Raw genomic sequence first — 21,974 nt, 5'->3', positions numbered from 1 at the left:
GCCGAGCCCCGTACCGGGGAGGGGCACGGGGCTTGGGTCGGGTCCGACGGATCAGGGCTTGACGGCGATGCGGCCCTCGTCCATGCGCAGCAGCAACAGCCGCTCGCCGGTCTTGTCGAGGAACTCGTCGACGGCCTGGCGCGATCCCTGCCAGTAGCCGTAGTCGTCGATCAGCAGCACACCGCCGCTGACCAGCCGGGCGTACAGGTGCTCCAGCTCGTGCTTGGTGGAGGCGTACCAGTCGGTGTCCAGGCGCAGGATCGAGATCTGCTCGGGCGCCTGCCCGGGGACCGTGTCCTCGACCCGGCCCTGCACGTAGTGGACGCGCTCCTTCGGGTACGGGACGTTGTCGAAGCCCGCCTTGACGTCGTCCAGCGAGGCGACCGCCCAGATCGGCCGGTCCTTGCCCTGGGCGTCCAGCAGCTCCTGCGCCGGGCGGCCGTCGCGCCGCAGGTCCTCGGCGGTGGGCTCGGTCATGCCCTCGTACGTGTCGAAGAGGTACAGCTCGCGCTCGGTCTCCCCGACGGAGAGCAGGGTCCGGGCGCAGGCCTGCATGGAGCCGCCGCGCCAGACGCCGCACTCGACGATGTCACCGGGGATGTTGTGCCGGGCGATGTACCGGGTGGCGAGGATGAAGGCGTTGAGGCGCTCCGGCGAGGTCATCGAGTAGGGCTTGACCGCCCGGATGATGTCCCTGGCCTCGTCGTCGTAGTCCTCCGGGAAGGCCGGGGAGGGCTTCTTCGCCGGGGCCTTCTTCGCCGGGGCCTTCTTCGCCTCCGGCTTCTTCGCTTCCGGCTTCGGGGGCGCCGGGGCCGGGGTCGAGGCCGCGAGGGATTCGGCCGGGGCCGTGCGGGCGGCGGGCACCGTCACGCGCCTGAGCTGGTATCCGGTGAGCTGCTGAAGGACGCCGTTGACGGCGTTGCGCCAAGCCATGGACCGGGACAGTACGCGCGGTTTGTGGCGCATGTCACTTTTCGTCAACCTGCCATTGATCGGGTCGGATTCTGTTCGAGTACGGGCGCCGGCTCCGACGTCTGCGCGGGCACGGACTTCGGGCGCCCGCACTGCTCCCGGCCGTCGAGCGGCGGGGGCAGCGGGACACCGTCCACGCCACCGACCCGGTTCGCCCACCAGACCGCCAGCTCCCGTACGGCGAACATCGTCAGCCGGGGATAGCCCTGCGGCTTGCGGAACACCCCCACCGAGTCGCCCCAGTAGGCAGCCTTCTTGTCGATGGCCCGGTAGTCGTGCCAGATACCCTTCTGCGGCGGGAAGTCCGTGTAGGCCTCGCGGAGTTCGAGCCGGGAGTGGGCGGCCAGGGCGCGGAACCCGTCCGGGTAGTAGCGCCAGCAGTCCTGCGCATCGTGGACATGGCCGCGCGAAGGTGCGGTGATGAAGGCGTGGCCGCCCGGCTTCAGAACACGTGCGATCTCCAGCATGGAGGCCCAGAAGAACGGAATGTGCTCGAACGCCTGCCCGGAGAGCACGACGTCGGCGCTGTTGGAGCGGGCGGGGATGCGGTACGGCTTCTTCATGACCGCGTCCACGTTGGGCCCGTCCTGCACATCGACGCCGAAGTAGTCGATGGGGTGCTTGGCGAGGAGCGCCCGATGGGTGCGGGTCTGTTTGCCGGAGATACGGGAGCCGAGGTCGACGACCCGGTAGGTGCCGGAGGCGGGCCCTTCGGCAGGCAGATACTCCCGGATGCAGAGTTCCATCTGCTCGTAGGCGGACCGGTGCATGGATGTCTCCCAACCTGGCGGTGTGCGCGAGCTGTCGCAATCAACGACCGGGCGGGGCAGAGGGAGCGCACGGAGTCATGGGGCCTGAGCCATTCGGGTGGCGGACGTCAGTGCGGGGTGCCGAAGAACCGCCGTACGACCCGTTCCGCCGCGCGCCCGTCGTCGTACGGGCAGAACCGCTCCCGGAACGCGGTGCGCAGCGCGGCCGACGCGGGTGAGCGCCACTCCCCCTTACGGAACGCCTCGACCAGCTCGTCGGAGGTGGTGGTGACCGTGCCCGGGGTGTCGCCGGGCCGGCCGGAGAGCAGGTCGAAGTAGGTTCCGCGCGCGGCCCGGTAGGCGTCCCAGTCGGGTGCGTGGACGACGATGGGGCGGTCCAGGCAGGCGTAGTCGAAGGTCAGGGACGAGTAGTCGGTGATCAACGCGTCGGCGGCCAGGCAGAGGTCTTCGACCCGGGGATGCGCGGTGACGTCCAGGACCCGGCCGTCCACTGCGCCCGTGGCTCCGGCGGAACGCCCGTAGAAGTAGTGGGCGCGCACCAGGAGCACGTATTCCGGGCCCAGTTCGCGGGCCAGGCGCTCGGGGTCGAGATCGGGGACGAAGCCCTCGCGGTAGTCGCGGTGGGTCGGGGCGTAGAGGAGTGCGGTCTGCCCTTCGGTGATGCCCAGTCCGGCGCGGATCTTCGCGATGTCCTCGGCGGTGGCGGTGAAGTAGACGTCGTTACGGGGGTAGCCGAGGTCGAGCCGTTCGTACGGGCCCGGGTAGACGCGGCCCCAGATCCCGGTGGTGTGCGGGTTGGCGGAGAGGCTGAAGTCCCACTGCCCCACATGGGCGAGGATCTTGCCGAAGTCGGCCTTCCGGGCGAGGTCGGGGTACGCGCGCTGGTCGAGCCCCATCGTCTTGAGCGGGGTGCCGTGGTGGGTCTGGAGGTAGCGCTGCCCGGGGCGCTTGGTGAAGCCGCCGGGGAAGCTGGAGTTGTTGACCAGGTACGTGGCGGTGGCCATGGCCCGCCAGTAGGGCCGCGAGCCCTCGATGACGTACGGCACTCCAGGTGGCATCCGGTCGCGGTGCCGGGAGGAGACGACCCACAATCCCCGGATGTGCGGGGCCAGTTCGCGGGCCTTGGTGTGGATCGCGGCGGGATTGCAGGCGACGCCCCGGTTCCAGTAGGCCCCGTAGACCGCGAGGTTCGGGTCGAGGGGGCGGTGGAGGTCGGTGCGGTAGGCGGCCCGCATGACCTGCCGGCGGACGAACCGCTTCACGGATGCTCTGGTGGGCCTGGAGGGCATGGCAGCCGAGGGTAGTCGCGGGCCCGGTGGACGGGGGCCCGCGTTCACCCGTTCGGGTCAGCGCCGGTGACCCCGGGACCCGCCCTCTGTTGACCAGGACATGAAGCCACCCCTCCTCAGCGTCGTCGTCCCCGTCCACAACGTCGAGGACTACCTTGAGGACTGCCTGCGGTCGGTGGCGGAGCAGACCCTCGCCGCGATCGAGGTGGTGATGGTCGACGACGGGTCGACGGACTCCAGCGCCCGGATCGCCGCCGGATTCGCCGCCCGGGACGACCGGTTCCGGCTGGTGCGGCAGAAGAACGCGGGCCTCAGCGCGGCACGCAACGCCGGCGTCCGGCACACCACCCCCACCGTCCCCTACCTGGCGTTCGCGGACAGCGACGACTTCGTCGTCCACGACGCGTACGAGCGAATGGTGGCCTCGCTGGAGTCGACCGGTTCCGATCTGGTGACCGGCAACGTGTGGCGGCTGACCGCCCAGGGGCGGCAGCAGGCGTGGCAGTACCGCTGGCTGACCGCCACGCGTCCCCGCACCCACATCACCCGGGACCCTCGCCTGCTCGCCGACCGGGTGGCGTGGAACAAGGTGTTCCGGCGCTCCTTCTGGGACGCGCACGCTTTCACCTTCCCCGAGGGGAAGCTGTACGAGGACACCCCGGTGATGATCCCCGCCCACCATCTCTCCGGGTCCGTCGACGTCCTGCACGAGCACGTCTACTACTGGCGGGTGCGGGAGGGGTCGATCACCCGGCGGCGTACGGACGTCACCGGCGTACGGGACCGGATCGCCGCGTGCGAGCAGGTCAGCGCGTTCCTGGGCGAGCACGGGGTCGCGGAACAGCGGCGGGCGTACGACGCGTCCTGTCTGCGCGACGACTTCGGGTACTTCCTGGACGGCCTGCCGATGGGCGGCGACGCGTACCGGTCGGCGTTCCTGGAGGGGGCCGGGGCGTTCGTCGACCGGGCGGGGGAAGGGGTGCTGGAGGGGCTGCCGGTGGAGCTGCGCATCAAGTGGCGCCTGGTGCGGGAGCGGCGGATGGGCGAGCTGCTGGCGGTCCTCGCCTTCGAAAGGGCCAACGGGACAGGCGTGTTCGCCGTGGAGGGGCTGCCCGGGCGGCGGCGGGCGGTGTACCCCGGCGTGCGCGGCGCGAGTGCCCGGCTCGCGCGCACCGACGTACCGGCGGTCGCACGGCTCGTGGAGGCACGGTGGGGCGCGGACGGGAAGCTCCGGCTGCGCGGGTACGCCTACCTGCGCAACCTTCCGGCCGGGTCGGCGCGGCAGCAGCTGAAGGTGGGGATGGTCCGGGCGGAGGGCGGGGGCCGCCGGGCGCGGGCCTTGCCGGTGCGGATGGTTCCCGTGCGGGCGGTTTCCGTGCCCGAGGCGACGGTGAACTCCGGTCAGGAGCTGCACGGTTACGACCACGCGGGCTTCGAGATGGTCCTGGACCCGGACCGGCTGCCCGCGACGGCGGACGGCGACGGCGGAGGCGGCTGGCTGGTCGGGCTGGTCGTCGCGGCGCGCGGAACGGTACGGCGGGTGGCGGTGCGCGCCCTGGACGCGGGCGCGGACCAGCCGCTCGTGCACGACCTGGGCGACGGGCGGCGGGCGGTGCTCGACCACCGGGGCGGGCGGCTGCGGCTGCGGGTGTGGCGGCCGGGGGCGGTGGTGGAGGCGAGCGGGGGCGCGGAGGGGGGCCCGCTGGAGCTGACGGGCCGGTTCTGCGGAGGCCCCGGGCCCGTGGCCGTCCTGCTGATGCGCGAGGGGGCCGAGGAGCGTTCGTTCCCGGTGGAGTGCGCGGCGGATGCGGCGGATGCGGTGGGTGGGGCTGAGGCAGGGAGCGGGGCTGAGGCAGGGGTCGGTACGCCGGGCGGGGCTGATGCGGTGGGCGGGAGGCGCGGGACGCCGTTCACGGTGCGCATTCCGCTCGACGGCCTCGCCGCCGTACCGGCCGCCCCGCACCGGGCCCCGCACGAGGTCGGGGCGGAGACCGGCGCGCGGTGGCGGACCCGGCTGCTGCTGGCCGACGGGACCCGTGTCCGGCTGCCCGCCGCCCCGGACCTGCCGCCGCCCGCGCGTGCGGACGCGGCGGGAGAGCTGGTGGTGCACCTGGGCGGGCTGCCGGTCGCGGATGCGGTGGAGCGCACGGCCGAGGGGGGCGTGCGCGTCTGGGGGACGTACGCCCCGGCGGCCACCGCTTCGGGGACGTACGCTCCGGCGGCTACGGCTACGGCTACGGACGCTCCGAAGGCTTCGAGGGCGGACGCGCCGGCCTCAGCGCTCCTTGGGGCGGCGGGCGAAAACCGCGCCCGTCTCGTCCTCCGACACGAGACCCTCCACGAGAGCGCCCCGGTCGCGGAGGCCGCCGTGGACCGCGTGACGGGCCGGTTCTCGGCGTCGATCGCCCCGCCGCTCCCCGAAGGCCGCTGGGCCCTCCACCTGGACGGCCGCCCCGTGCGCGTCCTCACCTCCCTCGCCGCGCACCTGCCCTGCGGCGACTCCGCCCTGGCCCTGGAGCGGCGGAACGGTGACCGGCTGACCGTCGTGGCGGGAGGGGCGCTCCCGGTCGCCGAGCGGAGCGCGTACAGCAGGCGGCTCCTGCACGCCTCGCACTACCGCGCCCGGCGCACCACCCTCCCGCTCCTGGACACCGTCCTCTACGCGGGCGGCGACTCCCCACGGGCCGTGCACGCCGAGCTCGTGCGCCGGGGCACGGAGACCGAGCACCTGTGGGTCACCGGGACGGCTCCCGGCCGCACGACCCACGTCCCGCCGGGTGCGCGGGCCGTCCCCGTGCACAGCGCCGCCTGGTACGAGGCGCTGGCCCGCTCCCGCCGGATCGTCACGGACGAACAGCTGCCCGCGTGGTTCGAGCGGCGCCCCGGGCAGACGGTCGTCCAGACCTGGCACGGAACCCCGCTCGGCCGCTTCGGCACCGGCCTGGCGGAGACCCTCTACGCCGACCACCAGCATCTCGCCACCCTGGCGCACCGGTCGGCCCAATGGTCGGTGCTGGTCTCCCCGAGCCGCTTCGCCACCCCGTTGCTGCGCAGGTCACTGGCGTACGAGGGGGAGGTGCTGGAAGCCGGATCACCCGCCGCCGACGTGCTGTTCCCGCCGGACCGGGACAAGGCCGCCGAGGAGGTCCGGCGCACGCTCGGCATCCCGGAGGACCACCGGGTCGTGCTGTACGCGCCGACCTACCGCGACCACCTGGCCCACCCCCCGTCCGCCTCCCCCGACCCGTCCGACCGCACGGCCCCCGGCCCGTACCGCTGGGATCCGGCCCTCGACCCGCACGCCCTCGCACGCACGCTGGGCCCCGGCCACACGGTGCTGGTCCGGCGGCACCCCCGGGTCACCGGCGGGGTCCAGGACGGGCCCGGCGTGCTCGACATCTCGCACCACCCGGGCGCGGCCGGACTGCTCCTGATCGCCGACGTCCTGGTCACCGACTACGCGGGGCTGATGTTCGACTTCGCGCTGACGGGCCGCCCGATGCTCTTCCACACGTACGACCTGGAGCACTACCGCGACACCGTGCGCGGCTTCTGCCTGGACTTCGAGACCCGGGCGCCCGGGCCGCTGCTGGTCACGACGGAGGAGGTGGCCCAGGCGCTGCGCTCCATCGGGGCGCTGGCCGCCCGGCACGCGGACGCGTACGAGAGCTTCCGGCGCGACTACTGCGACCTGGACGACGGCCGCGCGGCGGCCCGGGTCGCGGACCGGCTGCTGGCGGACGCCCCGTAGGGCCTGCCGCCCGTCCCCCGGAAGAGTGGCGGGCGGGAGGGAAGGCCCCGCGCACGGAACCCATGATCCGTGCCCCTCTCCTCCGCCACACCCGCCCCGTCCGACGCTCCTCCCCCCGCGCCTCCTCCCCGGGCGGCCGATGACGACGAGCTTGTCGTAGCGCCCCGGTGGCTGCCCTCGCCGTACGTCCTGCTGGGCGGTCTGCTGTGGGCGGTGCTGTCGGCAGCGGCCTGGCAGGTCCCGATGTGCTGCGAGGCCGGGCTCAACGCGGCGGTCGTGGAACGGCTGCGGAGCAATCTGCTGCACCCGTCGTTCCCGATGACGGACCTGCCCGCCGTGGCCAGCGCGCACTACTCCCCGTACGCCGTTCTGCAGGGCCTCACCGCCCGGGCCGGCGGGCTCTCCGGGCAGTTCGTGCTGGTGCTGTCCGCCGCGGTGAACCTGGCGCTGCTGCTGACCGGGATCGGCCGGCTGGCCCGGCTGCTGACGCCGAACCGCTGGGTGCCGGTCCTCGCGCTCATTCCCCTGGCCCTGATCCACTGGGCGGACCCGGGGCGGTGGAGCGCGCCGAGCACGTTCGCCGTGGCGGTCACCCTGCATCTGTGGGCCTGGACCGGCAGCGCGGTCACCCGGGTTCCCCGGCCGGGCTCCGGGCGGCCCCCGGGAAGGGCGCCCGGGTGGGCGGAGGCGGCCGGGATCGGCGTCCTGCTCGGGCTCGTCCTGCTGGTCCATCCCCCGTCGGCGCTGGGTGCGGCGCTGGGCGTGGTCGCGCTGATCGCGGTGCGGCAGCGGACCCGGATCCGGCCGACGGTGCGGAGGTGGGCGCTGGCTGGGCTGTGCGCGGCGGCCGTGGCGGCGGTGTGGCCGTACTACAACGGGCTCACCGCCCAGTCGGCCCCGTCGTCCGCCGGTGCCCCGAGCCGCCCGGAGAGCGGCGGGGCGCCGGTGACCGGGGAGCCGTACACCTGGGCCACCGCGCACATCCCGCCCGGCGAGGTGGTGCTGACGGACAGCCGCCCGGCGATGTACGCCCTGGCCGGGCACGGCGCGTACGTGCTCGCGGACGGGCTGCCGGACGCGGGGCTCGTGGCGGCCGAGCGGCGCGCGCGGAGCCGGGCGGTGGCGGCCTACCTGGATTCGGCGACCACGCAGGAGCAGCGGGACCGGATCACCGGACGGTACGGGGTGCGGTGGGTGCTGCTGACCCGGTTCCAGAAGCTGCCGGGGGACGCGGCGGTGCTGGCGTACAGCCCGCGTACGGGTGAGGTGCTGGCGCGCGTACCGGAGCGGTGACCTGGCCGCGCGTACCGGGGAGGTGACCCGGCCCGCGCGTGCCGGAGCGGTGGCCTCGCCGGACTCCGCAGCGGGCTGCCTGCCTCAGCCGCCGTTGCGGAGCGCGGCGACCGCCGAGGCGGCCAGGTCGTCGAGGTACCCCTTGGGCAGCTCGCCCCGGACCACGACCAGCCGCCAGTAGAGCGGCCCCACGATCAGGTCGAGCGCCCGGTCCGGATCGCTCCCTTCCGGCAGCTCCCCCCGGGCCACCGCCTCCCTGACCACCACGGCGGCGACGCCCTGCTGCTGGTCCAGGAGTGCGGCCTTGATCGCCTCGGAGATCTCCGGATTGCGGGCCGCCTCCACCAGCAGGTCCGGGATGACCTGCGAGGCGACCGGGTGGCGCAGGGCGTAGGCGGCGAGTTCGAGGACGGCGCGCACATCCCCGTACAGCGAGCCGGTGGCCGGCGCGGGCATCCCCTGCACGGCGACGGCCGCGACGAGGTCGAGGACGAGGGCGAGCTTGGACTTCCAGCGGCGGTAGACGGCGGTCTTGCCGACCCCGGCGCGCCGCGCGATGCCCTCGATGGACATCCGGGCGAACCCCACCGCGGCCAGTTCCTCGAAGACGGCCGCGCGGATGGCGTCGGTGACGTCCTCGCGCAGGACGGCGGCGCCTGCGGGGGCGCGGCGGCGGGTTCCCCGTTCGGTTGTCATGGCCCGAATGATAGTGCGCGACGACGGGACGGTTGCGTTGCGACGTACATGCGTCCTACTCTCAGCGTTACGACGATACGGTCCCGTCCCAACGAGGGCGTCCCTACGGGACCGTATCGTTCCGCTCCACTTCCCCCCTCCCGCTTCCGTCGAAAGCGATCGTTCGTGGTGAGCCAGACAGCAGCCCCGGCGCCCCCGGCGCCGTCCTCGGTGAGCGCCCCCGACCAGGCCGTCCCCGTCTACGCGCCAGGCGAGCTGGCCGCGCTCGCCGCCCGGCACGGCCTGACGGTCAGCGGTGCCCGGCCCGCGCTGCCCGCGTACATCCGGCAGCTCTGGGGGCGGCGGCACTTCATCGCCGCGTTCGCGACGGCCAAACTGACGGCCCAGTACAGCCAGGCGAAACTCGGCCAGGTCTGGCAGATCATGACGCCGCTGCTGAACGCGACGGTCTACTACTTCATCTTCGGCGTCCTGCTGAACACGAAGCACGGCGTGGAGGACTTCGTTCCGTTCCTGGTCACCGGGGTCTTCATCTGGACCTTCACCAGCAGCTCGATCACCGCCGGCACCCGCGCGATCAGCGGCAACATCGGCCTGGTGCGGGCCCTGCACTTCCCGCGCGCCTCGCTGCCGGTGGCGCTGGCGCTCCAGCAGCTGCAGCAGCTGCTGTTCTCGCTGGGGGCACTGACCCTGATCCTGCTGGTGTTCGGCCAGTACCCGCGCCCGTCCTGGCTGCTGGCGATTCCGGCCCTCGCCCTCCAGGCGGTGTTCAACACCGGGGTGTCGATGGCCGTGGCCCGGCTGACGGCGAAGACCCCGGACATCGCTCAGCTGACCCCGTTCGTGCTGCGGACCTGGATGTACTCGTCCGGTGTGATGTGGAGCCTGGACCACCTGCTCAAGGGGGAGCGGGTGCCGCACGCGGTCATGGTGGCGCTGGAGTACAACCCGGCGGCGCTCTACATCAACCTCATGCGGTACGCGCTCATCGACAGCTACAGCGCGGCGCAGCTGCCACCGCACGTATGGGCGGCGGCGGCCGGGTGGGCGCTGCTGTGCGGTGTGGCGGGATTCGTGTACTTCTGGAAGGCGGAGGAGACGTACGGACGTGGCTGACCTCAAGAGTTCCCCTGGCACCCCCGGCACCCCCGGCACCCCTGACCACCGTGCCCCGACGGTCGTCGTCGACGACGTCCACATCACGTACACCGTCAACGGCGCCCGTACGGGCAAGGGCAGCGCGACCTCGGCGCTCAGCCGGCTCACCTCGCGCCGCCGTACCCCCGGCGCACGCCAGGTGCACGCCGTGAAGGGCGTCAGCTTCGCCGCGTACAAGGGCGAGGCGATCGGCCTGATCGGCTCCAACGGCTCCGGCAAGTCGACACTGCTCAAAGCGGTCGCGGGCCTGCTCCCGCCGACCCGGGGCCGGGTGCACACCCAGGGCCAGCCGTCGCTGCTCGGGGTGAACGCGGCCCTGATGGGCGACCTGACCGGCGAGCGCAACGTGGTGCTGGGCGGACTCGCGATGGGCATGACGCGGCAGCAGATCCGCGAGCGCTACGACGACATCGTCGACTTCTCCGGCATCAACGAGAAGGGCGACTTCATCACGCTCCCGATGCGCACGTACTCCTCCGGCATGGGCGCCCGGCTGCGCTTCTCCATCGCGGCCGCCAAGAGCCACGACGTACTCCTGATCGACGAGGCCCTGTCCACGGGCGACGCGAAGTTCCAGCGCCGCAGCAGGGACCGCATCAAGGAACTGCGTGCCGAGGCGGGCACGGTCTTCCTGGTCAGCCACAGCAACAAGTCCATCACCGAGACCTGCGACCGGGCACTGTGGCTGGAGGCGGGCACGCTGAGGATGGACGGCCCGGCCAAGGAAGTGGTGGCAGCGTACGAGGCGTTCACCAAGCGCAAGTAGCCGTTTTCAGCCCGTCCGGCCAACTCCAGCCCGTCCGGCGATCGAGGACGGACCCCCACGCCCAAAGGGCCGGCGCCACCAACGGCACCGGCCCCCACAGACGTACAAGAACTACGCGTGCGTACGCAGCAACGTCCGCATGGTCCGCATGGCCACCGACAGATTCGCCAGATCGAACGCGTCCGACCCCTGGATCTCCTCCAGCGTCGACCGCGACCGGGCGAGGATCGCCGCGTTCTTCTCCTCCCACGCCCGGAACCGCTCCTCCGGCGTGGACGTCCCGTTCCCCACGCTCAGCACGTCCGACGTGAGCGCCGCATGCGCCGCGTACAGGTCCTCGCGGATGGAGGCGCGGGCCATGGACTGCCAGCGGTCGGCCCGCGGCAACTCGATGATCCGGTCCATCAGCTGGGTGATCCGCAGCCGGTCCGCGAGGTCGTAGTACACCTCGGCGACCTCCAGCGGGTCCTTGCTCGTGCGGTCCGCGATAGCGACGATGTCCAGCGCCGGGAAGGCGGAGGAGAACCCGGCGACCCGGACCGCCAGCTCGCTCGGGACACCCGCCGAGGTCAGCTCGTCCAGGATCGAGTGGTACCAGTCCAGGTCGGCGCCGCGCAGCAGCTTGGGCAGCTCGTTCCAGACCTGCTCGACCCCGTCCCGGAACCCTTCGATGGTCTCCGCGATGGCGACGGGCTGCGGCCGGTTGCCCAGCAGCCAGCGCGACCCGCGCTCGACCAGGCGCCGCGAGTGCAGCCGGATCCGGGTCTGGACATCGGCGGCGACCTGGTTGTCGAGCGCCTCGACGGCGTCCCACACCGAGGAGAGGCCGAAGATCTCGCGGGCCGTGAACTGGGCCCGTACGATCTCCTCGATCGACGCCCCGGTCTCCTCCCGCAGCCGGTGCAGGAAGGTCGAACCCGCGGTGTTCACCGTGTCGTTGACCAGCACCGTCGTGATGATCTCGCGCCGCAGCGCGTGCCCGTCGATCGCCTCGGGGAACCGCTCACGCAGCTGGCTCGGGAAGTAGGCGTGCACGAGCTTCTGCAGGTGCGGGTCGTCGGGGAGGACGGTGGAGATGAGCTCGTCCGCCGAGGTGATCTTGGTGTAGGCGATCAGCACGGCCAGCTCGGGCTGGCTGAGCCCCGTGCCGTTGTTGAGCAGCTCGCGGATCTGCCGGTCGGCGGGGAGGAACTCCAGCGCCCGGTCGAGGGCGCCGTCGCTCTCCAGACGCCGCATGAAGCGCTGCTGGGCGTGGAGCAGGGACGGGGCCTGGGCGGAGGCGTTGGAGAGGGCGACGTTCTGCGCGTAGTTGTTGCGCAGGACGAGCGCGCCGACCTCCTCGGTCATGTCCGCGAGCAGCTTGTTGCGCTGCTTGACGGTCATGTCGCCGTCCCGGACGAGCCCGTTGAGCAGGATCTTGATGTTCACCTCGTGGTCGGAGGTGTCCACACCGGCGCTGTTGTCGATCGCGTCGGTGTTGATGCGGCCGCCGTTGCGGGCGAACTCGATCCGGCCGAGCTGCGTGGCGCCGAGGTTGCCGCCCTCGCCGACGACCTTGGCCCGGAGGTCCTCGCCGTTGACGCGGATCGCGTCGTTGGCCTTGTCGCCGACGTCGGCGTTCGACTCGGAGACGGCCTTGATGTACGTGCCGATGCCGCCGTTCCACACCAGGTCGACCGGGGCCTTGAGGATGGTCTGCATCAGGTCGGCGGGCGTCATCTTGCTCACCGAGGCGTCGATGCCGAGCGCCTCACGGATGTGCGCGTTGACCGGGATCGACTTGGCGCTGCGGGCGTGGATGCCGCCGCCCGCGGAGAGCAGCCCCGTGTCGTAGTCGGCCCAGGAGCTGCGGGGCAGGTCGAACAGGCGGCGGCGCTCGGCGTACGAGGTCGCCGCGTCCGGGGTCGGGTCGATGAAGATGTGCCGGTGGTCGAAGGCGGCGACCAGGCGGATGTGCTCGGAGAGCAGCATCCCGTTGCCGAACACGTCACCGGACATGTCCCCGACGCCGACGACGGTGAAGTCCTCGGTCTGGGTGTCGTGGCCGAGCTCCCGGAAGTGCCGCTTGACGGACTCCCAGGCACCGCGGGCGGTGATGCCCATGCCCTTGTGGTCGTAGCCGGCCGAGCCGCCGGAGGCGAACGCGTCGCCGAGCCAGAAGCCGTACGCGACGGCGACCTCGTTGGCGATGTCGGAGAAGCTCGCGGTGCCCTTGTCGGCGGCGACGACGAGGTAGGTGTCGTCCTCGTCGTGGCGGACGACGTCGGCGGGCGGCACGACCTCGCCGGCGACCATGTTGTCGGTGATGTCGAGGAGCGCCGAGATGAACGTGCGGTAGGCGGCGATGCCCTCGGCGAACCAGGCGTCCCGGTCCACGGACGGGTCCGGTAGCTGCTTGGCGACGAAGCCGCCCTTGGCGCCGACGGGGACGATGACGGTGTTCTTCACCATCTGCGCCTTGACCAGGCCGAGCACCTCCGTACGGAAGTCCTCGCGCCGGTCCGACCAGCGCAGACCGCCGCGGGCGACCTTCCCGAAGCGCAGGTGGACGCCCTCCACACGCGGCGAGTAGACCCAGATCTCGTACGCCGGGCGGGGCGCGGGCAGGTCCGGGATGGCCTGCGGGTCGAACTTCATCGAGACGTAGCTGTGCGGGGTGCCGTCGTCCGCCGACTGGAAGAAGTTGGTGCGCAGCGTCGCCTTGATGACGGTGAGGAAGGACCGCAGGATCCGGTCCTCGTCGAGCGAGGCGACCTGGTCCAGGGCCCCGTCGAGCTCCTCCAGCAGACCGTCGGTGAGCTCGGTGCCGGCGCTCTGGCGGCCGGGCGACATCCGGGCCTCGAAGAGCGAGACGAGCAGCCGGGTGGTGTGGACGTTGTTGCGGAGCGTGGACTCCATGTAGTCCTGGCTGAAGGTCGATCCGGCCTGCCGCAGGTACTTCGCGTAGGCGCGCAGCACCACGGCCTGGCGCCAGTTCAGCCCGGCGCCGAGAATCAGCGCGTTGAAGCCGTCGTTCTCCGCCTCGCCCTTCCAGACGGCGGCGAACGCCTCCTGGAAGCGGGAGCGGGCGTCGTCGGCGAGGTGGCCGGTGTGTCCGTTCGTCTGCGGCATCCGCAGCCCGAAGTCGTAGATCCAGGCGTGCGTGCGGTCCGCGCAGCGCAGCTCGTACGGGCGCTCGTCGACGACCTCGACGCCGAGCTGCTGGAGCGCGGGGAGGACGGCGGAGAGGGAGACCTGCTCACCGGTCCGGTAGATCTTGAAGCGGCGCTCGCCGGGGCCCGCGCCGACCGGCTCGTACAGGCTGAGGGCGAAGTCCTTCTCGCCCTCCTTGAGGGTCTCCAGGTGGACCAGGTCGGCCACGGCGGCGCGCGGCGAGTGGTCGGCCTTGTAGCCCTCGGGGAAGGAGTGGCCGTACTGGCGCTGGAGTTCGGCGGCGCGCTCCTCGCCCAGCTCGGCGTTGAGCGCCTCGCCGAAGCCGTCGGCCCAGGAGCGTGCGGCCGCGACGAGGCGGGCCTCGATGCGGTCGGCGTCGGCGTCGGTGAGGTGGGCCAGCTCGGTGCCCGGCGGGACCCGGATGACGAAGTGCAGCCGGGAGAGGATCGATTCGGTGTTCCAGGCGGTGAAGTCGACGTTGGTGCCGCCGAGCTCCTCCTTGAGGATGTCGATCAGCCGCAGGCGCACGCCGGTGGTGTACCGGTCGCGCGGGAGGTAGACGATCGCGGAGTAGTAGCGCCCGTACTCGTCCTGGCGCAGGTAGAGCCGCAGCCGGCGGCGCTCCTGGAGGTAGAGGACCGAGGTGACGATGGCGCGGAGCTGGTCGACCGGGGTCTGGAACAGCTCGTCGCGCGGGTAGGTCTCCAGGATCTGGAGCAGGTCGCGGCCGTCGTGGCTGTTGTACGAGAAGCCGGCGCCCTCCACCACTTCGGCGACCTTGCGGCGGATGACGGGCACCCGGCGCACGGACTCGGTGTAGGCGGCGGAGGAGAAGAGGCCGAGGAAGCGGCGCTCGCCGACGACGTTGCCCTTGGCGTCGAACTTCTTCACGCCGACGTAGTCGAGGTAGCTGGGGCGGTGCACGGTGGCGCGGCTGTTGGCCTTCGTCAGGACGAGGAGCTTGTGCTCACGGGCCTTGGCGCGGGCGTCGGCGGGCAGCCGGTCGAAGGACGGGCTGACCGGGTGGTCCTCGTCCACGTTGTGCTGCGGGTCGGAGCGCAGGATGCCGAGCCCGGTGCCGGGTACGGCGGCGAGCGCGTCGCTGTCCTTGAGCTCGTACTCGCGGTAGCCGAGGAAGGTGAAGTGGTCGGCGGCCAGCCAGCGCAGCAGCTCGCGGGCCTCCTCGACCTCCTCGTCGGCGAGGTCGTCCAGCGGCTCGCCGGGCAGGTCGTCGGCGATCCGGAGGGCGGCGTCGCGCATCTTCCCCCAGTCCTCGACGGTCTCCCGTACGTCGGACAGGACGCGCAGCAGGTCGGCGGTGATCTGCTGGAGGTCGGCGCGGTCGGTCTCGCGGTCGATCTCGACGTGGATCCAGGACTCGACGAGGGCGTCGTGCGGCAACTCGGCCTGGCCGCCCTTGGCGTCCTTGCGGCCCTTGGCTCCCTTGGGGATGCCGGGGCCGCCGGAGAGCACCTCGATGAGCTTGCCGGTGACATCGCGGCGGACGGTGACCTGCGGGTGGATCACGACATGGATGCCGCGCCCCTGCCGGGACAGCTCGTTGGTGACGGAGTCCACCAGGAACGGCATGTCGTCGGTGACGACCTCGACGACGGAGTGGCTGCAGGTCCAGCCGTTCTCCTCGACGGTCGGGGTGTGCACGCGGACGTTGGCGGTGCCCTGCGGACGGTTCTCGGCCAGCCGGTAGTGCGAGGCGGCGGCGCCGTAGACATCGACCGGGTCCCGGCCGCTGAGGTCCTCGGGAGCCGTATGCAGGTAGTAGCGCTGAAGGTAGGCGAGCACCACGTCCTGACCCGGACGGGCGTCCTCGTCGGCCCCGGTGGCGGCAACCCGCACCCGGGGGGTAACGCCCGGGCCACCCACACCACCGCCCGGGCTGTTGTCAGCTACCTGGGCAGCCCCTGCGAGCAGCTCGGCCTTGGCTTCGTCCAGCTTGGTCTGCATGTCCTCTGGCTCCTGTCGCGCGCCGTTGCGTGACGTAGGTGAGAAAAACGACGTACCGCCACGACACGGGGTTTCCGGTCTGGGTCGACGCTATGCCGCTTCGAGAGTTACCCGGGAACACATGGGCCATTTTTGATGGCCGGTCCGGGGTCGGGAGATCGCGGATCGCCCGGGTGCGGTGGCACTCCGGGCGGCGGCCGGGGGCTTCGCTGCCCCCGAGGCGTATCGCGCTGATCACGGCACCAGGCTATCGCCCCTGCACCCCACCCCGTCATGAGCCGCATATGTACAAAAGAAGACATCGAACTTTGACACTTCGGACAGTGCGGATCCCGCCCCGACGAACGGACGTGCGCTCTGGCGCACGTGGGGGACCGGGGGCAATCTGTCACTGGAGCACGAGAGTCGGCCCACGCGACAACCCACGCGACAGCCCCGAGGAGCGCGCCATGCCCGAGAAGATCCTCATCGTCACCGGCGACGCCGCCGAGTCCCTCGAAGTGCTCTACCCCTACCAGCGGCTGCTGGAGGAGGGGTACGAGGTCGACATCGCGGCCCCCGAACGCAAGACGCTGCGCTTCGTGGTCCATGACTTCGAGCCCGGCTACGACACCTACACGGAGAAGCCCGGCTACACCTTCCCCGCCGACCTGGCCTTCTCCGAGGTGGACCCCGGGGCCTACATCGCCCTGGTGATCCCCGGCGGCCGCGCCCCCGAGTACCTCCGCAACAACGCCGAACTGCGCAAGATCATCGGCGCCTTCTTCTCGGCGGACCGCCCGGTCGCCCAGATCTGCCACGGCCCCCTGATCACCGCGGCCACCGGCAGCCTCAGCGGCCGCCGCGTCACGGCGTACCCCGCCCTGGAACCCGACATGCAGAGCGCGGGCGCGACCTTCCAGGACACGGAAGCGGTGGTGGACGGCACACTGATCTCATCCAGGGCCTGGCCGGACCACCCGGCATGGATGCGAGAGTTCCTGAAGGTGCTGCGGGCACAGTCGGGCCCGACCAACTGATCCAACCCCAAATCCAGCCCGTGAGGCGCTTGAGGACATCTTTTCAGCCCGTCCGGCGCTTGAGGACGTCCGTCAGGCCGAGAACGTCTCGGCCAGCGCCACCGCCTCCCCCAGGCTGTCCACCACCGGCACCCCCGCAGCCAGCAGACTGCTCCGGCTGTGCGACCCCCCGGTGTACAGCACGGCCCGCGCCCCCACATGCGCCGCGGCCACCGCATCGTCCACCGCGTCCCCGATGACCACCGAGTTCTCCGGCGATATCCCGCCCACCCCGGCCAGCGCCTCGAAGTGCCGCTCCATGTGGAGCGCCTTGCTCCCGCCCGACGGCCCCGTCCGCCCGTCGACGCGGACGAAGTGCGACTCGATCCCGTACCCCCGCACCACCGGCACGAGGTGCTCGTGCCCGTACATGCTCAGCAGCGACTGGCTGTGCCCGGCAAGCTTCCACTGCGCCAGCAGGTCCTCCGCCCCGGCGGTGAGCCCGCAGGCCACCCGGTGCTCCGCGTAGTACCGGTGGAAGATGTCGTCCATCCGCTCCCACTCGGCCTCGGTGGGCAGCCGGCCCAGCAGCCGCTCGTAGAAGCGGGGTATGGGCACGCAGTACATCTCCCGGTACTGCTCCAGCGTGAGCGGCGCCAGCTCAACCTCGGCGAACGCGGCGTTCGTCGCGTGGATGACGGCATGGATGTCGTCGAGCAGCGTGCCGTTCCAGTCCCAGACCAGATGCGTGCGTGTCTTCCCGGGTGTCATACAGAAAAAGTACCCGCCGGGTGTGACAACGCAGAAGCGCGGGCCGACGGAACAGCCATGAGCCGGCCCATGACCTAGCCGATGAGCTGCGGAATCTCCTGGACGCCGAACCAGAGCAGCTCGTGGTCCTCGGCGCCGTCCACCGTGAACTGCGCGTCGTCGTCGCCGAGGTCCGCAGCCCCCAGGGCCGCCGCGGCGGCGGCCACGTCCTTCTCGGCCTCGTCGGCGTCCACGTGCACCGCGGCCGCCTTGGCCAGCGGCAGCGCGGTGGCGAGGCGCACCTCGCCGAGCGATGCCACGCTCAGCCCGTGATCGGGGTCGGCGGTGGCGGTCCCGTCCGGTACGTCGACGGCGACGACGATCCGGCGCCGGGCCTCGTCCGGGTTCCCGGCGATCAGGCGGAGCGAGGCTGCGGCGGCCCGGTTGAGCGCCGCGTACTCCAGCTCCTCGATGTCGTCGGAGACGTACCACTCGCGCAGCCCGGGGGTCACCGCGTAGGCCGTCAGCGGACCCGGGCCGACCTCGCCGTCCGCGTGTGCCGCTGCGAGACCGGAGAGGGTCAGAGGGACATACACGCGCATGGCAGCCGCTTTCGTAGTCGGAGACGCCTTCAGGATACGTGGGGACCGTCCCCTTTCGGGTTCCGGCAACCGGGGGCCCTCGTCCACCCGTGGCGCCCCGTCACCCCCGCGCCGGCCCTTGTGCCACAAGGCCCGCGCCCCGGATAGGTGAATCCGGCCGGGCCCCTGACCGGGCGCGGGAGCCCCTTGCGGTGTTGTCGGCCGTCCCCGTAGAAGATCCCCAGCACAAGTTACCGCCCGGTATTGACCGGGCCCGGTCCACGGGGGCGATGAACATGAGCATGGACAGCACGAGGCCCGCCGGCCGACGCGACCAGCGCAGGCCTCAGGCCGTACCTCCCCAGCGGTCCCGGCGGCTGCGGCCGCACCGTCCGCCGCGGCCCCATCAGTGGTTCGCCGAACGGCTGCTCGCGGTCCTCAGCGGCCAGCGCCCGGTGCACTGGATGCTCGGCCACACCATCGGCGACGCCTACGACCAGCTCGCCGAACTGGCCCCCAGCACCCCGCTCGGGGCCGCCCGGGGGGCCCGCCCGGTCCTGCGCCACTGCCACGGCGCCCAGCCCGCCACCGGGGTGGTCGAGGCGTTCGCCAGCATCGCGGCGGGCGACCGGGTGCAGGCCATGGCCTTCCGCCTGGAGCAGGGCCCCGACCAGCGCTGGCGCTGCGCGGCCGTGGAGCTGGGCGGCGAACGCCTGACCGCGGGCCAGCCGGGCCCGCGGTGATCCACACAACGCGGCCGGGGCCGGACACCCGGTGGTGTCCGGCCCCGGCCGATGCGGCGTCGCTGGTGCTACTTCTTGCGACGGCGACCGCCGCCGCCACCGCTCTTCTGCGCCTTGCGGCGCTCGGCACGCGTGAGGCCGTCCGACGAACCGGACTGCGCACCGTCGGTGGCGAAGTCGCCCTCGACGACACCGCCCTCCCCGTCCACCGTGGGAGCGGAGAAGTGCAGCCGGTCCGGACGCTGCGGGGCCTCCAGGCCCTTGGCCCGGATCTCCGGACGCGCGGCGGGAGCACCCTCCTTGGCGAGCGAGGTGCGCTCGGCCGCGTCCTGCACGGGAACCTCTTCGACCTGCTGCTCGACCTGGACCTCCAGGTTGAACAGGTAGCCGACGGACTCCTCCTTGATGCCCTCCATCATGGCGTTGAACATGTCGAAGCCCTCGCGCTGGTACTCGACCAGCGGGTCCTTCTGCGCCATGGCCCGCAGGCCGATGCCCTCCTGGAGATAGTCCATCTCGTAGAGGTGCTCGCGCCACTTGCGGTCCAGCACGGAGAGCACCACGCGCCGCTCCAGCTCACGCATGATGTCGGAGCCGAGGGTCTTCTCGCGCTCCTCGTACTGCTCGTGGATGTCGTTCTTGACCGACTCGGCGATGAACTCGGCGGTGACGCCCGCCAGGTCGCCGGCCGCCTCCTCCAGCTCCTCGACGGTGACCTTCACCGGGTAGAGCTGCTTGAAGGCGCCCCACAGCCGGTCCAGGTCCCACTCCTCGGCGAAGCCCTCGGAGGTCTCCTGCCGGATGTAGTCGTCGATCGTGTCGTCCATGAAGTGCCGGATCTGGTCCTGGAGGTCCTCGCCCTCCAGGACGCGGCGGCGCTCGCCGTAGATGACCTCGCGCTGCCGGTTGAGCACCTCGTCGTACTTCAGGACGTTCTTACGCGTCTCGAAGTTCTGCTGCTCGACCTGCGACTGGGCGGAGGCGATGGCACGGGTGACCATCTTGTTCTCGATCGGCACGTCGTCGGGGACGTTCGCCATCGACATGACGCGCTCGACCATCTGGGCCTTGAACAGCCGCATCAGGTCGTCGCCCAGCGACAGGTAGAAGCGGGACTCGCCCGGGTCGCCCTGACGGCCGGAACGACCGCGCAGCTGGTTGTCGATACGGCGCGACTCGTGCCGCTCCGTGCCGAGCACGTACAGCCCGCCGAGGTCCTTGACCTCTTCGAACTCCGCCTTCACTGCCAGCTCGGCCGACTCCAGCGCGGCGGGCAGCGCGGCCGCCCACTCCTCGACGTTCTCCACCGGGTCGAGGCCGCGCTGGCGCAGCTCCGCCTCGGCGAGGTCGTCCGGGTTGCCGCCGAGCTTGATGTCGGTGCCTCGGCCGGCCATGTTCGTGGCGACCGTGACCGCGCCCTTGCGACCGGCCTGGGCGACGATCGTCGCCTCACGGTCGTGCTGCTTGGCGTTGAGGACCTCGTGCTGGACACCGCGCTTGGAGAGCTGCTGCGAGAGGTACTCGGACTTCTCGACCGAGGTGGTGCCGACCAGGATCGGCTGGCCCTTCTCGTGCTTCTCGGCGATGTCGTCGACGACCGCGGCGAACTTGGCGACCTCGGTGCGGTAGATCAGGTCCGACTGGTCGGCCCGGACCATCGGCCGGTTCGTCGGGATCGGCACCACGCCGAGCTTGTAGATCTGCTGGAACTCGGCGGCCTCGGTCATCGCCGTACCGGTCATGCCGGAGAGCGTGTCGTAGAGGCGGAAGAAGTTCTGGAGGGTGATCGTGGCAAGGGTCTGGTTCTCGTCCTTGATGTCCACGCCTTCCTTCGCCTCGATCGCCTGGTGCATGCCCTCGTTGTAACGGCGGCCGGCGAGGATACGGCCGGTGTGCTCGTCGACGATCATGACTTCGCCGTCGATGACGACGTAGTCCTTGTCCTTCTTGAACAGTTCCTTGGCCTTGATGGCGTTGTTCAGGTAGCCGACGAGCGGGGTGTTGACCGACTCGTAGAGGTTGTCGATGCCGAGCCAGTCCTCGACCTTGGCGACACCGGTCTCGTGGATGGCCACGGTCCGCTTCTTCTCGTCGACCTCGTAGTCGCCGGTCTCCTCGATGCCCTTGAGCTGGTTGCCCGCCTCACCCTTGGTGAGGCGCGTGACCAGCTTGGCGAAGTCGCCGTACCACTTGGTGGCCTGGTCGGCCGGGCCGGAGATGATCAGCGGCGTACGGGCCTCGTCGACGAGGATCGAGTCGACCTCGTCGACCACGGCGAAGTTGTGGCCGCGCTGGACGAGCTCGTCCTGGGACCACGCCATGTTGTCGCGGAGGTAGTCGAAGCCGAACTCGTTGTTCGTGCCGTACGTGATGTCGCACGCGTACTGCTCGCGGCGCTGGGCCGGCGTCATGTTGGCGATGATGCAGCCGACGGACAGACCGAGGAACTTGTGGACCCGGCCCATCATCTCGGAGTCACGCTCGGCGAGATAGTCGTTGACCGTGATCAGGTGCACGCCCTTGCCGGAGAGCGCGTTGAGATACGAGGGCAGGGTGCCGACGAGGGTCTTGCCCTCACCGGTCTTCATCTCGGCCACATAGCCGAGGTGCAGGGCGGCTCCGCCCATCATCTGTACGTCGTAGTGGCGCTGTCCGAGGACGCGCTTCGCGGCCTCACGGACCGTGGCGAACGCTTCGGGAAGCAGGTCGTCCAGGCTCTCGCCGTCCGCGTACCGTTCCTTGTACTCGTCGGTGAGCGCCCGCAGCTCGGCGTCGGAGAGGTTGACGAAGTCCTCTTCGATGGAGCTGACCTGGTCCGCGATGCGGTGCAGTTTGCGCAGGATCTTGCCTTCGCCTGCACGCATGAGCTTGTTGAAGACGGACACTGAGGCTGGTCTCCTTGCCGGTCGGGCCTGGCACTGGGTCGTGTAATTGACTCTGGCGCGGGCACGGCAGGTGGGCCCCACCGCAACGGCCATCGTAAGCGAGGACACCACCGCGTCGGGAGGGCTGCTGCCGCGTGGACCTCGCCGCACCCTCCAGGGACAACGGCCCAGAGGCTCGGAAGGTGCCGGGAAGCCCCAAAAGTG

At 71.4% G+C, this 21,974-nt stretch carries 14 protein-coding genes; 6 read left to right on the top strand and 8 right to left on the bottom strand.

The features are described from left to right. Positions 1-51 precede the first annotated feature (51 nt). The 3 genes from ACK8N7_RS22915 to ACK8N7_RS22905 all read right to left on the bottom strand — a co-directional run bounded on the left by ACK8N7_RS22915 (position 52) and on the right by ACK8N7_RS22905 (position 2,977). Positions 52-966 carry a TylF/MycF/NovP-related O-methyltransferase gene (locus ACK8N7_RS22915; RefSeq protein ID WP_500443957.1) on the bottom strand — a complete coding sequence of 305 codons (915 nt, stop codon included), beginning with the start codon at positions 964-966 and terminating at the stop codon, positions 52-54. Positions 967-977: 11 nt separating this feature from the next. After that, complete coding sequence (locus ACK8N7_RS22910; protein ID WP_403213358.1) at positions 978-1,742, bottom strand: methyltransferase domain-containing protein; 765 nt, start codon at positions 1,740-1,742, stop codon at positions 978-980. 107 nt (positions 1,743-1,849) lie between these two features. After that, on the bottom strand, positions 1,850-2,977 hold the full coding sequence (locus ACK8N7_RS22905) for a CDP-glycerol glycerophosphotransferase family protein (protein WP_500445820.1): 1,128 nt from the start codon (positions 2,975-2,977) through the stop codon (positions 1,850-1,852). Between the two features lie 154 nt (positions 2,978-3,131). On the opposite strand from ACK8N7_RS22905, the gene ACK8N7_RS22900 reads away from it, so the two are divergent. Together ACK8N7_RS22900 and ACK8N7_RS22895 are read left to right on the top strand one after the other, a co-directional pair. Beyond that, positions 3,132-6,782 carry a bifunctional glycosyltransferase/CDP-glycerol:glycerophosphate glycerophosphotransferase gene (locus ACK8N7_RS22900; RefSeq protein WP_500443955.1) on the top strand — a complete coding sequence of 1,217 codons (3,651 nt, stop codon included), beginning with the start codon at positions 3,132-3,134 and terminating at the stop codon, positions 6,780-6,782. 69 nt (positions 6,783-6,851) lie between these two features. Next, positions 6,852-8,075: a hypothetical protein gene (locus ACK8N7_RS22895; RefSeq protein WP_500443953.1), complete on the top strand. Its 1,224-nt coding sequence runs from the start codon at positions 6,852-6,854 to the stop codon at positions 8,073-8,075. A gap of 84 nt (positions 8,076-8,159) precedes the next feature. Here ACK8N7_RS22895 and ACK8N7_RS22890 read toward each other — a convergent pair whose 3' ends face one another. After that, complete coding sequence (locus tag ACK8N7_RS22890; RefSeq protein WP_403213366.1) at positions 8,160-8,771, bottom strand: TetR/AcrR family transcriptional regulator; 612 nt, start codon at positions 8,769-8,771, stop codon at positions 8,160-8,162. A gap of 210 nt (positions 8,772-8,981) precedes the next feature. On the opposite strand from ACK8N7_RS22890, the gene ACK8N7_RS22885 reads away from it, so the two are divergent. Further along, positions 8,982-9,887 (top strand): ABC transporter permease, encoded by a 906-nt coding sequence (locus ACK8N7_RS22885; RefSeq protein WP_403213430.1) that lies wholly within the window; start codon positions 8,982-8,984, stop codon positions 9,885-9,887. Beyond that, the gene (locus ACK8N7_RS22880; protein WP_500443952.1) at positions 9,880-10,695 is read left to right on the top strand and encodes an ABC transporter ATP-binding protein; all 816 of its coding nucleotides are present in this window, start codon (positions 9,880-9,882) and stop codon (positions 10,693-10,695) included. Before ACK8N7_RS22885 ends, ACK8N7_RS22880 begins: the two co-directional genes overlap by 8 nt. A gap of 111 nt (positions 10,696-10,806) precedes the next feature. On the opposite strand, the gene ACK8N7_RS22875 is transcribed toward ACK8N7_RS22880, so the two are convergent. Further along, entirely contained in the window at positions 10,807-15,813 is a 5,007-nt protein-coding gene (locus ACK8N7_RS22875) for an NAD-glutamate dehydrogenase (protein WP_403213370.1), read from the bottom strand. Positions 15,814-16,262: 449 nt separating this feature from the next. Between ACK8N7_RS22875 and ACK8N7_RS22870 the strand changes: the two genes are divergently transcribed. Further along, positions 16,263-16,832, top strand: a complete 570-nt coding sequence (locus ACK8N7_RS22870; RefSeq protein WP_500443950.1) for a DJ-1/PfpI family protein — start codon at positions 16,263-16,265, stop codon at positions 16,830-16,832. A 72-nt stretch (positions 16,833-16,904) separates the two neighbouring features. Here the strand turns inward: ACK8N7_RS22870 and ACK8N7_RS22865 are convergent, their stop codons facing one another. Then, positions 16,905-17,582: an HAD family hydrolase gene (locus ACK8N7_RS22865; RefSeq protein WP_015608908.1), complete on the bottom strand. Its 678-nt coding sequence runs from the start codon at positions 17,580-17,582 to the stop codon at positions 16,905-16,907. Between the two features lie 74 nt (positions 17,583-17,656). After that, positions 17,657-18,163 carry a DUF6912 family protein gene (locus ACK8N7_RS22860; RefSeq protein WP_403213374.1) on the bottom strand — a complete coding sequence of 169 codons (507 nt, stop codon included), beginning with the start codon at positions 18,161-18,163 and terminating at the stop codon, positions 17,657-17,659. Positions 18,164-18,438: 275 nt separating this feature from the next. Here ACK8N7_RS22860 and ACK8N7_RS22855 point away from each other — a divergent pair, with 275 nt between their 5' ends. After that, positions 18,439-18,885 carry an Rv3235 family protein gene (locus ACK8N7_RS22855; protein WP_403213376.1) on the top strand — a complete coding sequence of 149 codons (447 nt, stop codon included), beginning with the start codon at positions 18,439-18,441 and terminating at the stop codon, positions 18,883-18,885. Between the two features lie 68 nt (positions 18,886-18,953). Here the strand turns inward: ACK8N7_RS22855 and secA are convergent, their stop codons facing one another. Further along, positions 18,954-21,770, bottom strand: a complete 2,817-nt coding sequence (gene secA / locus ACK8N7_RS22850; protein WP_403213378.1) for a preprotein translocase subunit SecA — start codon at positions 21,768-21,770, stop codon at positions 18,954-18,956. Positions 21,771-21,974: the final 204 nt, after the last annotated feature.

The sequence above is a fragment of the Streptomyces griseobrunneus genome (genome assembly GCF_046713465.1).
Classification (GTDB): domain Bacteria; phylum Actinomycetota; class Actinomycetes; order Streptomycetales; family Streptomycetaceae; genus Streptomyces; species Streptomyces microflavus.
This window is presented reverse-complemented; position numbering and strand designations above follow the sequence as displayed.

What these genes read in the sequence shown, in the direction of transcription:
- ACK8N7_RS22915 (WP_500443957.1), bottom strand. Translation starts at nt 966, where the DNA reads ATGCGCCACAAACCGCGCGTACTGTCCCGGTCCATGGCTTGGCGCAAC.
- ACK8N7_RS22910 (WP_403213358.1), bottom strand. Translation starts at nt 1,742, where the DNA reads ATGCACCGGTCCGCCTACGAGCAGATGGAACTCTGCATCCGGGAGTAT.
- ACK8N7_RS22905 (WP_500445820.1), bottom strand. Translation starts at nt 2,977, where the DNA reads ATGCGGGCCGCCTACCGCACCGACCTCCACCGCCCCCTCGACCCGAAC.
- ACK8N7_RS22900 (WP_500443955.1), top strand. Translation starts at nt 3,132, where the DNA reads ATGAAGCCACCCCTCCTCAGCGTCGTCGTCCCCGTCCACAACGTCGAG.
- ACK8N7_RS22890 (WP_403213366.1), bottom strand. Translation starts at nt 8,771, where the DNA reads ATGACAACCGAACGGGGAACCCGCCGCCGCGCCCCCGCAGGCGCCGCC.
- ACK8N7_RS22875 (WP_403213370.1), bottom strand. Translation starts at nt 15,813, where the DNA reads ATGCAGACCAAGCTGGACGAAGCCAAGGCCGAGCTGCTCGCAGGGGCT.
- ACK8N7_RS22870 (WP_500443950.1), top strand. Translation starts at nt 16,263, where the DNA reads ATGCCCGAGAAGATCCTCATCGTCACCGGCGACGCCGCCGAGTCCCTC.
- ACK8N7_RS22865 (WP_015608908.1), bottom strand. Translation starts at nt 17,582, where the DNA reads ATGACACCCGGGAAGACACGCACGCATCTGGTCTGGGACTGGAACGGC.
- ACK8N7_RS22860 (WP_403213374.1), bottom strand. Translation starts at nt 18,163, where the DNA reads ATGCGCGTGTATGTCCCTCTGACCCTCTCCGGTCTCGCAGCGGCACAC.
- ACK8N7_RS22855 (WP_403213376.1), top strand. Translation starts at nt 18,439, where the DNA reads ATGAGCATGGACAGCACGAGGCCCGCCGGCCGACGCGACCAGCGCAGG.